A 12148-nucleotide genomic window follows, 5' to 3' on the forward strand; every position below is an offset into this window, starting at 1 on the left:
CCGCACGCTGCAACAACGACCGCATAATAAACTGCGCCCGCTCCGTCCCCCGCTCCCGAATCAACCCATCCAACGACTCAACCCACTCAGCCGTCTCCCCAGGATCAACATCGGATTTACCCGATGTCAGTCCGGCGGACGAGCCGCTCAAGATATCCGAACCACCGTGCTCTGCAGCCAATGTGAAACCTCTTCCACTCCACAGACCCTGTCTGCGATGTCTTCGACTTGTTGCCTCGGAATAGTTGATCTTCGAAGCAGTCTGAATTGGGGCCGGGCGTGCCGGACCATGCAATTCACCTTGCCACTCTAGCCCCGACGTGCCGGCGATGCATACCCGGTAACCATTGTCCCGGCAGGTTACGCCAGTAACAGAAGGTAGCGAACCTTGGTTGGAACCACTGCATCGACGCTGACTGTGTGGTGTACTTACGCGGCAGCATGCTTGGATAACTCGCCGCTCGGCTTGAAGCGTAGCGTTTTAGGGTGTTGGCTGGTAATAATGCATATCAACCTATCTAGTGGAACCGTCGCATGATCAGGTTCAACTGTTTCTCGGGAGGAATAAAGTGAGCGAGACCGAAGCCGCCACGGCAGCTACTGTGGCGGGCAAATTGGGTTTCAAGGATGGAAACCTGATTCAGGAACTCGGCTATGACGAGGACGTGGATTTTGAATTCCGGGCCACTCTGGAGGATGAGATTGGTTCGGAGCTGCTGACCGAGGACGACCAGGACGTAGTCGATGGCGTGCTCTTGTGGTGGCGTGCGGAAGACGGCGACCTGGTGGATGCCTTGGTGGATTCACTGACCTGCTTGGACGACGGCGGTGTCGTTTGGGTTTTGACTCCCAAATCCGGACGGGACGGTTACGTACCGCCGTCGGAAATTCAGACCGCTGCGCCTACGGCGGGGCTCCACGCGACGTCGTCTGCGGGTGTATCCCGCGACTGGGCAGCCGCACGGCTGGTGAGCAGGCGGAAGCAGTAGCATGACCGGGTTCCCGGCGGTAGGCGGGCCTGCACCCGATTTTGAGTTGTCCAACCAGCACGGTGAACCCATTCGGCTATCGGATCTCCGGGGCACCGCCGTCGCCCTGGTTTTTTACCCGTTTGCCTTCTCCGCGATCTGCACCGGGGAACTGAACGAGCTCAGCCGCGGACTGCCCAGTTTCACAGATCGCGGTGTGCGGCTCCTCGCCATTTCGGTGGACCATAAATACACGCTCCGTGCCTATGCCGATGCGCAAAACTACGGGTTTGACCTGCTCGCCGACTTCTGGCCGCACGGAGCTGTGGCCGGGCGGTACGGGGTCTTCGATGAATCAAAGGGTTTCGCAAAGAGATCCACATTTTTCATTGATGCGAGGGGGAGTGTCGTTTCCAGAATGGATGCTGCCCTGGAAGAAGCCCGCCCCCTTGCGGAGTATCTCACCTCTCTGGAACTTAAGGCGGAGGGTAAATAGTGACCAGCGAGCACGGGGAGCAGCCTTCAGCACCGGTGGGGGTGGGCCTCACCGGATTCGCCAGCCGTCCACCAACGAGCGGCACAGAGCCGTTGAGTGCACAGGACCATGCCGCGCTTGATGATGCAGTCCATCTTCTGAGCTCGCGGAAACTGGCCGTCCTGACCGGTGCGGGCCTCAGCACGGATTCAGGAATACCCGACTACCGTGGTCCGACATCGGTCCCGCGGAATCCGATGACCTTTCAGCAGTTCGTGGGCGACGAGGTGCTGCGCCGCCGCTACTGGGCCAGGAACCACGTGGGCTGGCGGCACCTGGGCCACGCGGATCCGAACGCGGGCCACGATGCGTTGGCCCGGATGGAAGCGCGCGGATTGCTGACCGGTCTGATCACCCAGAACGTGGATCGATTGCATACGGCCGCGGGCAGCCGGAATGTGGTGGACCTGCACGGAACTTATGACCGGGTCATGTGCCTCCAATGTTCAACCCGTTTCCCGCGGGGCGAGATCGCTGTCCTGCTGGAGAGGCTGAACCCGGGTTACCTTGAGCGGGAGTCGGATGCCGGCGACATAGCTCCTGATGCAGACGCCGACGTGGACGACACCAGCGGTTTCATCATGACGCCCTGTCCCGTCTGCGGCGGAATGCTCAAACCGGACTTTGTATATTTTGGCGAGAACGTGCCGAAGGACCGTGTCCAAGTGGCTTACGGCATCGTTGACGCAGCGGGCGCCCTCCTCGTTGCGGGATCCTCCTTGACCGTCATGAGCGGACTTCGGTTTGTGCGGCATGCAGTGAAGACGGAAAAGCCCGTGGTAATCATTAACCGCGGCAAGACCCGGGGAGATGAGCTGGCGTCGCTGATCGTGGATGTGGGCGTTTCCGAAGCGTTGTCGTTCCTGGCTGGGGCGCTGCCGGACATCGACGACTGAACGCAGCAGCGGATTGGCCTAAGCCAACATCTTTCGGGTAGAGTCATACCTCGTGATGTTGCGGCGTCGGGCATTTTGCCGGACTGTTTCGATATCGTGTTTCGGGTCTTTAGCTCAGCTGGTAGAGCGCCACGTTTACACCGTGGATGTCATCGGTTCGATCCCGGTAGGACCCACCACACAGAACCCCGTCCGCTACTGCGGACGGGGTTTTTGCATGTTGGTCTAGAGTATTTTCTCCAGCTTTTCAGACAGCCTGGGGGCCAGTGCCTGACTGAACGTCTCGGTGATGTGGTGTGCGTCCCGGTAAACCAAAATATCGCCGATGATCGACGGGCACGTGTCCGTGCACATGTATTCGGTGAGGTCGATGTACTCTGCGTCTGCTGTAAGTGCCGTCCGCCGTTCCGCCTCCGCGAGAGCGGGATCCAGAGCGTCAGCCTTGTTGACGTCGCACTTGATCGCCTGCTCCACGTTCCGCGACAGGCAGGACACAGGAGGAGCCGGGTGATGGGGCGTATCCGCAATGATCACTACCTTGCTTTCCTCGGGTAGTGCCTCAAGCGTGGCTTTGAGCCCCGCTTCCCATTGCTTGTTTGTGTCAGCCGATTTGTCAACCGGGTTCACCCGGCCGTAGTTGCTGATCACGATCAGCTCCGGTGCAAGCTCACGGATCGTATCCAGCGCCGAAGCCCGCCACTCATCGCATTCCGTGTAGGGCGCTCCATTGCGTTCAATGTCGATCGACACCGACGGACACGATGATTTGGTGATGTTGTGGAGCCGATGGGAGTCACTGTCTGCAAACTTCTCGACTCCGGGAAACCACTGTGCGGCGTGGGAGTCGCCGAACAACACGACGTCCGTCTCGGCTCCTTCGTCTCCGTAGACACATCCCGCTGAAACTGCCCTTTCCTCCTGCTCGGAGTGACAGCCGTCGGTGTTGGTTGCCGGGAGACTGTCAGGGGCGCTCCTGAGGTCCGGTGTGACGTTGGACGGTACCACCGGCGTGCCCGAGGGATTTGGATTCCCCGCCAGCCGTTTGGCCTCCTGCCCGCTGGCGATGGGCGAATTCCCGACGGCGGATTCCGTGGCAGACGCCGCTCCGGCAAACAGGAGCGACGCCGCAACCGCGGCCGCTACCACGGGCACTGAACGCGCGGGGCGTCCGGTGCTTCGGCGGGGGCGGCGAAGCGGCTCTTCCACGAATCGGTGGAGCAGGGCGGCGAGGGGAATACTCAGCGCGGCCAGCCCGAAAGTGACGGTCAGTGGGAGGGTGTTCTCAGTTCCGACGGCAACCTGGGGGATGACCAGGAGAGGCCAATGGATCAGATAGATGGAGTACGACCACTTGCCCACGGCCTGCAGCGGCCGGGCCGTCAACAGCAATCGGGAAGCTGCGGATGTTTTTCCGCAGAGGATCAGCAGTGCCGTCGACAGGACGGGGAGCAGCGCGGCGTAGCCCGGAAAGGGCGTTTCCGCATTGAGGAGCACAATGCTTGCCGCAAGACCCACCAGACCCAGCCAGGCTCCGCAGTTGGCAAGCTTCGCCCCCACCGGGATGGTCCTGTACTGGAGAGCGAATGCCACGAGGCCGCCCACGCCGAGTTCCCAGGCCCGGCTGGGCAGCGAGAAAAACGCCCAGGGCTGCGATACCGCGGTGAGGAAAATGCTTGCGGCAAAGGAACAGGTCACCAGCGCGAAGATCACCAGGAACAGCCGCAGGGATGAACGCCGTACCAGCAGGAAGGCGCCGAACAGCACCAACGGCCACAGCAAATAGAACTGTTCCTCGATGCCCAGTGACCAGTAGTGCTGGAACGGAGAGGGCGACGTTTCGGCGAGGTAGTCGGTGCCCTGCGACGCGAACAGCAGATTGGGTACGTACAGTGCGGTTGCCGTGGCGTCTTCCAGGGCGCCGGGGGTATCAACCCGGGGAAGGAAGAGCAGCGACGCAACCGCTGTGAGAATAAGCACCACGAATGAGGCCGGCAGGATGCGGCGGATCCTCCTGGCGTAGAACTGGGCAAAGTTGATGGTGCCCTTTTCGCGCAGCATCTTCAGAAGATGGGTTGTGATGAGGAACCCCGAAATGACAAAAAAGACATCCACTCCGGCGTAGCCGCCGGGCAACAGCGAGACACCCGCATGGTAGAGAACGACGGCGAGCACAGCTAGTGCGCGAAGTCCCTGAATGTCGGGGCGAAATTCCGCCCGGTCCACCTGGAAGCTCTGAATAATAATACCTTTCGACGAAACGTGACTCTTTCCAACATATCAATTTGATCTCAATAATCTGAAACGAACTCGTCGCGGCTTTGTTTCCCATCGTTACCTCCAGCACGCGAAGCCGTCTGGCCAGTAACCTGCCCACGGTAATAGGGTGAGGGGACCAGTACAGGGCGCGCTGGGGCGCCGGTTATCAAAACGCGCCCCTCGGGGCCGCACTGCAGATGGAGACTCATGAGCGCACAAATAGGTGTCACAGGACTTGCCGTGATGGGGGCGAACCTTGCCAGGAACCTCGCCCGGAACGGCTACACGGTGGCCTTGCACAACCGCTCAGTTGAGAAGACGGACGCGCTCCTTGAGAAGCACAGCGGCGACGGAGATTTTGTCCGGACCGAATCGCTGAAGGAGCTGGTTGATTCCCTGGAAAAGCCCCGCCGTGTGCTCATCATGGTCAAGGCCGGCGGCCCGGTGGACTCTGTGATTGATCAGCTGGTCCCGCTGCTCGAAGCCGGCGACATTGTGATCGACGGCGGCAATTCGCATTATGAAGACACCCGCCGTCGCGAAGCCGCGCTTGCGGAGAAGGACCTGCACTTTGTGGGGGTCGGTGTCTCAGGCGGTGAAGAGGGCGCCCTGCTGGGGCCCTCAATCATGCCCGGCGGCTCAAAAGAGTCCTATGCCTCGCTTGGCCCGATGCTTGAGAAGATTTCCGCGAAGTACGACGGACAGCCCTGCTGCCGCTGGATCGGAACAGATGGCGCCGGCCACTTTGTCAAGATGGTCCACAATGGGATCGAGTACGCGGATATGCAGGTTATCGGAGAGGCCTTCGACGTCCTCCGCACGGCGGCCGGCATCGAACCCGCTGAGCAGGCCAAAATCTTCACCGAGTGGAACGCGGGAACGCTGTCCTCGTTCCTGATCGAAATCACCGCCGAGGTGCTTGGACATACCGACAAGCGCACCGGCAAGCCGTTTGTCGACGTCGTGGTTGACTCTGCGGGCCAGAAAGGCACCGGTCGCTGGACCGTCGTCTCAGCACTCGAGCTGGGAAGCCCGACCTCGGGCATCGCCGAATCTGTTTTCGCACGCGGGCTCTCCTCACAGCGCGAACAGCGCGCTCAGGCGCAGGACATCCTGCAGGGGCATGAGGCGTCGGTGGACCTGCCCGCCGATTTCGTCGAGGACGTGCGGCTCGCACTCTACGCATCAAAGCTCGTCAGCTACGCGCAGGGCATCGACATGCTCACCGCGGCCGCGGGAGAGTACGGCTGGGAACTGAAGCTCGACGAGATCGCCTCCCTTTGGCGCGCAGGCTGTATCATCCGCGCCGAACTGCTGGATGACATCATGAAGGCCTATGCGTCCGGCCAGCAGCCCGCCAACCTCCTCCTCGACCCGGCGTTCGCTGAGTCAATCGCGGGAGCTGTGCCAGCCTGGCGCCGGGTGGTGGCTACTGCAGTGCAGTTGGGGATTCCGGTACCCGTGTTTTCGTCATCGCTCGCCTACTATGACGGCCTGCGCCGCAAGCGCCTTCCAGCCGCCCTCACCCAGGGGCTGCGGGACCTGTTCGGCGCACACACCTACAACCGCGTGGACGACGACGGCACGTTCCACACGCTGTGGGGCGAGGACCGCTCCGAGATCGAAGCCGTGGATACACACTAACCACTCGGCAAAAAAAGGGGACCAGTTCAGAGTGAATTGGTCCCCTTTCGGCGTTAACCGATCAGATATAGAGCGCGGGATCGATATATTCGGCAGGGTCCACGGCGGGCAGCGTTTCCTTTGCCGAGTCCCGGTGCCGGAATGTGGCCGGGATGCCGGTAATGATCGAATCAGGCGGTGTGTCCTTGACGACGACGGCGTTAGCGCCCACCGCGCTCCCCGCACCAATGGAGATGGGCCCCAGGACCTTGGCTCCTGCCCCAATGGTGACGCGGTCCCCAATGGTGGGGTGCCGCTTCACCTTCGCCAGGGAACGGCCACCGAGAGTGACGCCCTGGTACATCATGACGTCATCGCCGATCTCCGCGGTGCTTCCAATAACCACTCCCATGCCGTGGTCGATGAAGAACCGTCTGCCGATTGTTGCGCCCGGATGAATTTCGATTCCGGTGGTGAAGCGCGCCAGTTGGGACAGGATCCGTGCTGGCAGGCGTAACGGGGGAGAGGCCCACATCCGGTGAGTCAACCTGTGCACCCAAATGGCATGCAGGCCTGAGTACACCAGCCCGTTCTCGATGTCTCCCCGAGCCGCCGGGTCATGCTCGCGGGCGGAGTCAAGGTCTTCTCGAAGTCTCGCTAGGAAGCTCACAGACCACTTTCTGTTGGACGGACTGGATCAGCCTCGGATGTCGTCAAAGAGGACGGTGGAAATGTAGCGCTCACCGAAGTCGCACACGATGGCCACGATGAGCTTACCGGCGTTCTCAGGACGTTTGGCAAGCTCAAGCGCGGCCCAGACGATGGCTCCCGAAGAGATCCCGCCAAGAATGCCCTCATCAGTACCCAGAGCCCTGGCTACGCGGACGGAATCCTCCACGGTGGCGTCGATCACTTCGTCGTAGATGGAGGTGTCCAGTATCTCCGGTACAAAGTTTGCGCCGAGTCCCTGGATCTTGTGCGGACCGGGTGCGCCGCCGTTAAGGATGGGGGAGTCCGCAGGTTCAACGGCAACAATCTGCACGCCGGGCTTGCGTTCCTTCAGAACCTGACCCACACCGGTGATGGTTCCGCCGGTGCCGATGCCCGCAACAAAAATGTCCACCCGGCCATCGGTGTCATCCCAGACTTCCTCGGCGGTGGTGGTCCGGTGAATGGCCGGGTTGGCTTCGTTGGCGAACTGCTGGGCCCAAATGGCGTTTTCCGTGGTCGCGACAATGTCCTTGGCCTTGTCCACCGCGCCCCGCATACCCTCGGAACCAGGGGTCAGCACAATCTCCGCACCGTAGGCGCGGAGCATCACCCGGCGTTCCGTGGACATGGTTTCAGGCATGGTCAGGATGACTTTGTAGCCACGTGCCGCGCCAACCATCGCCAGGGCGATCCCCGTGTTGCCGGAGGTGCCCTCCACAATGGTGCCGCCGGGCTTCAATGCCCCCCCTTTTTCCGCGGCATCGACGATCGCCACGCCGATCCGGTCCTTGACGCTGTTGGCCGGGTTGTAGAACTCCAGCTTGACCGCTACTTCGGCGTCAAGGCCTTCGGTGAGCCGGTTGAGCCGGACAAGGGGAGTGCGGCCTACCAGTTGCGTGACGTCGTCGTAAATGCGTGCCATGGTTGTCCTGTCTGGATTCAGTGTGGGGGTGCGGGGCGAAAACTTTGTTCAGCCTAGCCAGCGGCAATGGAGCAGGCTACGCGGTGAGCCATTCTGCGTAATATTTCCGGGCTTTGGCGAGCTTCGGATTGATAATCACCTGGCAGTATCCCTGTTCGGGGTGCTTCGCGTAGAAATTCTGATGGACTTCCTCGGCGACGTGGAACGTGGGCAGCCGCACCACCTCGGTCACGATCGGATTGGACCAGTGCTCCTGATTCCGCTCGATGGCCCGCTCAAAGAGCTCTTTCTGTTCTGTGTCCTGGTAGAACATCGATGATCGGTACTGGGTGCCGACATCGTATCCCTGCCGGTTAAGGGTGGTTGGATCATGGGACACGAAGAACATGCCCAAGATGACTTCGGGTCCGATGATGGTCTCGTCGAACGATACGGCCACCACCTCGGCGTGGCCACTGGTTCCGGCGCAGACCGAATCATAGTCCGGCTTCGGCAGGTGGCCGCCGGTGTAGCCGGAGACGACGTCGGTCACGCCACGGGTCTGTTGGTAGACGGCGTCGAGGCACCAGAAGCAGCCTCCGCCGAGCACAAATGTCTTCATGGTGTTAACAATGCCCGGGCAGGCCGGATGATTCCCGCGGCGGCCAACGCCGGTCAGCGAAAGGACAGTTGGGCGATGGCCCTCGACCGGGGTACAAATAGTGCTATGGAACCTGACCAACAGTCCGCACAGGAGCACATAAACCCTGACGGCGGTCTGCTCACCGTCGGCGACGCCATGCTGGCCATAGAGGAACTCTGGCCTGAATCGCTCGCCGAAAGCTGGGATTCAGTGGGTCTGGTTGTTGGCCGTCCGGACCGGGAAGTAACCAAAATTGTCCTGACCGTGGATCCGACCGAAGCGGTCATTGACGATGCCCTCGACTGGGGTGCGGACCTGATCATTGCCCATCACCCGCTGATGCTCAAGCCAGTCAACTCGGTATCGACGGACCATTTCAAAGGGGCAGCGGTCCACAAGCTGATTGAGGGTGGCTGTGCGTTGGCAACGGTGCACACCAACGGCGACAGCGCCGTGGGGGGTGTCTCCGACGTCCTCGCAGACGCCTTCGGCCTGCTCAATGTGGAACCTTTGGCAAAAGCCTCGGATGGACTGCCGGAAGAAGGTGTGGGCAGGGTTGGAGATCTCACGGAGGCCACCACACTGGGCGACTTCGCAGAGATGGTTTTCTCTATCCTCCCGTCGATCGCCGGCGGCATGCGGGTTGCAGGGGACCGGCATGGCCTGGTCCGGAGGGTCGCAGTCTGCGGCGGCGCCGGCGACAATCTGTTTGACCAGGTCCGGGCAAGCGAGGCTGACGTCTATGTGACTGCGGACCTGCGGCACCATCCGGCATTGGAGGCCCGTGAAGCGTCGGTCAACGGCCGCCCGTACCTCATTGATGTATCCCATTTTGGCAGTGAGTGGCTGTGGTTGACCCCGGCCGCCGCTGCACTGTCCAATGTATTGGCGGATCAGGGGTTCGAACCTGAGATCAGGGTCAGCGGCGTCAACTCCGATCCCTGGGATTTTGTCCTTACTCCCGGACTGGACTAGACGCTGAAATCCCCGTCGCAGGTGCCATAAGGTAGACGGGTAAGGATTTCGGCGACGCAGAGGACATTTCGTGTCAAAAGCACCACAGGCAGAACAGCTAAGGCTCCTGGGTCTTCAAGCGCTCGACTCCCGGCTAAACCAACTGCAGCGCCAGGCCGCAGCGGTGAAGAGCAATCCGGAACTCGCCGAGCGCGCCGGCCACGTGGCCTCGGCGGACAGCGAGCTGGTAGTGGCGGCGACCGGGCTGGCCGACGCCGAGCGCGAGCTCACGCGGTCCGAAGACGACGTCCAGGCGGTAGTCACCCGACTCGAGCGCGACCAGCAGCGGTTGAACAGTGGAACGGGCAGTTCCAAAGACCTCACGGCACTCCAGAGTGAAGTGGCGTCGCTGACCAAACGGCGGTCGGACCTCGAGGACATCGAGCTGGAGATCATGGAGCGCGTCGAAGCTACCCGCACAGCCAAACAGGAGATTCAGGCACGCACCGATCAGGCGCGCAGGCACCTCGGTGAGCTTGAAGCCGCCCGGGACTCCCAGCTCGCCGAAGTGGGCGCGGAAGCAACGCGGTTGCTGGCGGAACGGACCGAACTGGCCGGAACGTTCGATCCAGGCCTGGTGGGCATCTATGACAAGACCCTGGCCAGGCGTGGGGTGGGTGCGGCGAGGCTGTTCCACGGCACATCCGAGGGCTCGGGGATGCAACTCAGCCCCGGCGACCTCGCCGACATCAGGAAGGCCGCCGAGGATGACATTGTGTTTTGCCCTGACTCCGGCTGCATCCTTGTCCGATCCTCCGAATGGGGAAACTGATCCAGGTGCCGGACAGCGAAGCCACTCTCTTCGAGGACACCACGGAGCCAACGCCTGGCGCGAATCTGCGCCTGCTCATCGTGGAGGCCGACGGCGGGTCCCGCGGCAATCCCGGCCACGCGGGGTATGGCGCGCTGGTGCGCGATCCTGAAACGGGGACCATCCTCGTGGAGAAGGCCGCCTACCTGGGGAAAGCCTCCAACAACGTGGCCGAATACTCGGGCCTGGTTGCTGGCTTGGAGCTGGCCGACCGGATTGATTCCGGTGCCCGGATCCACGTCAAAATGGATTCCAAGCTGGTCGTGGAGCAGATGGAAGGGCGCTGGAAGATCAAGCATGCCGATATGCGGTCCCTCGCCATGCAGGCACGGAAGACCGTCGATCCGCGGCGGGTCAGCTACGAATGGATTCCGAGGGAGCGCAACAAGGACGCCGACCGTCTGTCCAACGAGGCCATGGATGCCGGTATGGCGGGGGTGGACTGGGTCCCGCGGGAGGTCTCGGCACAGGAGCCCGGTCCAAGTGCTTCCACCGCCGCAGCCCCTAAGCAGCCGCAGGCCACCGGCACCCTGCACCACGTGGAGGTGTGGGTGGCCAACCTGCAGGAAGCGAAGGACAGCCTGGGGTGGTTGCTGGAGCGGCTCGGTTTCCAGCCCAAGGATCAATGGAACGACGGCGCCAGCTGGGCGGGTGCCGGAATCTATGTGGTGATCGAGTCCGGACCCGACGTAGCCGCTGAACCGCACCAGCGCCGTCGTCCGGGTGTTAATCACCTGGCATTCAACGCGGGTTCCAGGGCGGAAGTTGATCTCCTGGCGCGGAGGGCGGCAAGCCACGGCTGGTCACTGCTGTTCGCGGACCGGCATCCGTTTGCCGGCGGGCCGGACCACTATGCGGCCTATGTGGAGAACTCAGAGGGCTTCGAGGTGGAGCTCGTAGCGCAGGCCGACGCGTAGTCGCGCAGACATTTAGTTCAGCAGCAGATTGAGCTGAGCGGCCCGGCGGCCGGTGGCAGCTTCCAGCTCGGCAGTCCACCGTTCGGCGGCCGCCTTCTGCAGTTGGGCGGCGGTCTCCGGCATTTTTCCCCGGCGGGTGAGCAGATGACGGGCAAGCTCGCCGCGCGTGTGCTTTGCGAAGTGCGACACCACCGTGCGCTTTCCACCACGTTCCTGAAACACATTCACGGCGACCGTGCGTTCCACGGGCGCAGCCCACGCGGCGGCGTAGCTGCTTGACCGGCAATCGACAATCAACGAACCACGGGAGTGTAAATCCAGTGATTCCGCAAGACGCGGCCGCCAAAATTGGGCCAGCTTTCCGGTGCCCGACAGATCCACTGTCATGGACAGGCGGTAAGCGGGAATGGGATCGGCGAATCTAATGGCTCCCCACAAGGCGGATATGACCACTACGGTGGCGTCTGCCTTCCGGCGCTGGACGGGGGTCATGGTGCGGTAGCCGAGCGCGTCGTAGAGCACGCCGGAATAGATGGTGTGGGCGGGCGCTGCCGGAGCATCGGCCAGCATGGTGTTCCGCTGCACCTCATGGAGCAGGGAGGCGCCCACTTTCAGGAGCCCGAGCGCATCCTCATGCGCGCTCGCTGCTGCCAACGCGGCGAGGACCTGCTCACGTGCGGAGTTCAACCCAGGGAAGTACAGCTGCGCAAGGTCCACGGGCGGTCCCGTCACTGCTGCGGACTTGCCTTCGGACGGGGGCAGCAGAATGAGCACTGGTCCACTTTACCGGTGTAAAGCCCGCCCAGCCGCACGGACTGCAGCGCAGCCGCGCCGACGGAAGCGCACGACGGCGGCGCACGACGGCGGCGCGCG

General features: G+C 62.2%; 13 protein-coding genes and 1 tRNA gene. 8 read left to right on the forward strand and 6 right to left on the reverse strand.

Features of this window, described 5'->3' with window-relative positions; genetic code table 11:
- Window positions 1–181, reverse strand: a 181-nt coding sequence (locus tag Y708_RS30285) for a hypothetical protein (RefSeq protein WP_035774985.1), incomplete at its 3' end; no start/stop codon positions are given.
- Window positions 182–569: 388 nt separating this feature from the next.
- Between Y708_RS30285 and Y708_RS0101750 the strand changes: the two genes are divergently transcribed.
- The 4 genes from Y708_RS0101750 (at window position 570) to Y708_RS0101765 (ending at window position 2578) form a co-directional block, all read left to right on the forward strand.
- Window positions 570–989, forward strand: coding sequence for a DUF3052 domain-containing protein (locus tag Y708_RS0101750; RefSeq protein ID WP_028278579.1), 420 nt, complete (start codon window positions 570–572; stop codon window positions 987–989).
- Window position 990: 1 nt separating this feature from the next.
- Complete coding sequence (locus tag Y708_RS0101755) at window positions 991–1464, forward strand: peroxiredoxin (RefSeq protein WP_028278580.1); 474 nt, start codon at window positions 991–993, stop codon at window positions 1462–1464.
- Window positions 1464–2399 carry an NAD-dependent protein deacetylase gene (locus Y708_RS0101760; RefSeq protein WP_253905657.1) on the forward strand — a complete coding sequence of 312 codons (936 nt, stop codon included), beginning with the start codon at window positions 1464–1466 and terminating at the stop codon, window positions 2397–2399. The genes Y708_RS0101755 and Y708_RS0101760 overlap by 1 nt, the downstream gene beginning before the upstream one ends.
- A gap of 103 nt (window positions 2400–2502) precedes the next feature.
- Window positions 2503–2578, forward strand: a tRNA-Val gene (locus Y708_RS0101765).
- 46 nt (window positions 2579–2624) lie between these two features.
- Here the strand turns inward: Y708_RS0101765 and Y708_RS0101770 are convergent.
- On the reverse strand, window positions 2625–4622 hold the full coding sequence (locus tag Y708_RS0101770; RefSeq protein ID WP_028278582.1) for an acyltransferase family protein: 1998 nt from the start codon (window positions 4620–4622) through the stop codon (window positions 2625–2627).
- 240 nt (window positions 4623–4862) lie between these two features.
- Between Y708_RS0101770 and gndA the strand changes: the two genes are divergently transcribed.
- Window positions 4863–6299, forward strand: coding sequence for an NADP-dependent phosphogluconate dehydrogenase (gene gndA, locus Y708_RS0101775; RefSeq protein WP_028278583.1), 1437 nt, complete (start codon window positions 4863–4865; stop codon window positions 6297–6299).
- Window positions 6300–6360: 61 nt separating this feature from the next.
- Here the strand turns inward: gndA and epsC are convergent, their stop codons facing one another.
- From epsC to msrA, 3 genes are all read right to left on the reverse strand, one after another.
- Window positions 6361–6948: a serine O-acetyltransferase EpsC gene (epsC, locus tag Y708_RS0101780; protein WP_028278584.1), complete on the reverse strand. Its 588-nt coding sequence runs from the start codon at window positions 6946–6948 to the stop codon at window positions 6361–6363.
- 27 nt (window positions 6949–6975) lie between these two features.
- Entirely contained in the window at window positions 6976–7911 is a 936-nt protein-coding gene (gene cysK, locus Y708_RS0101785; RefSeq protein ID WP_028278585.1) for a cysteine synthase A, read from the reverse strand.
- A gap of 76 nt (window positions 7912–7987) precedes the next feature.
- Window positions 7988–8512, reverse strand: a complete 525-nt coding sequence (gene msrA, locus Y708_RS0101790) for a peptide-methionine (S)-S-oxide reductase MsrA (protein ID WP_028278586.1) — start codon at window positions 8510–8512, stop codon at window positions 7988–7990.
- A 105-nt stretch (window positions 8513–8617) separates the two neighbouring features.
- Here msrA and Y708_RS0101795 point away from each other — a divergent pair, with 105 nt between their 5' ends.
- The 3 genes from Y708_RS0101795 to Y708_RS0101805 all read left to right on the forward strand — a co-directional run bounded on the left by Y708_RS0101795 (window position 8618) and on the right by Y708_RS0101805 (window position 11275).
- Window positions 8618–9508, forward strand: a complete 891-nt coding sequence (locus Y708_RS0101795) for a Nif3-like dinuclear metal center hexameric protein (RefSeq protein ID WP_028278587.1) — start codon at window positions 8618–8620, stop codon at window positions 9506–9508.
- Window positions 9509–9578: 70 nt separating this feature from the next.
- Window positions 9579–10319, forward strand: coding sequence for a zinc ribbon domain-containing protein (locus Y708_RS0101800; RefSeq protein WP_028278588.1), 741 nt, complete (start codon window positions 9579–9581; stop codon window positions 10317–10319).
- Window positions 10307–11275, forward strand: coding sequence for a reverse transcriptase-like protein (locus Y708_RS0101805; protein WP_081746426.1), 969 nt, complete (start codon window positions 10307–10309; stop codon window positions 11273–11275). The genes Y708_RS0101800 and Y708_RS0101805 overlap by 13 nt, the downstream gene beginning before the upstream one ends.
- Before the next feature lie 12 nt (window positions 11276–11287).
- Here Y708_RS0101805 and Y708_RS0101810 read toward each other — a convergent pair whose 3' ends face one another.
- Window positions 11288–12049, reverse strand: coding sequence for a YaaA family protein (locus tag Y708_RS0101810; protein ID WP_028278590.1), 762 nt, complete (start codon window positions 12047–12049; stop codon window positions 11288–11290).
- Window positions 12050–12148: the final 99 nt, after the last annotated feature.

The organism is Arthrobacter sp. H5 (genome assembly GCF_000520595.1).
Taxonomy (GTDB): Bacteria; Actinomycetota; Actinomycetes; order Actinomycetales; family Micrococcaceae; genus Arthrobacter_D.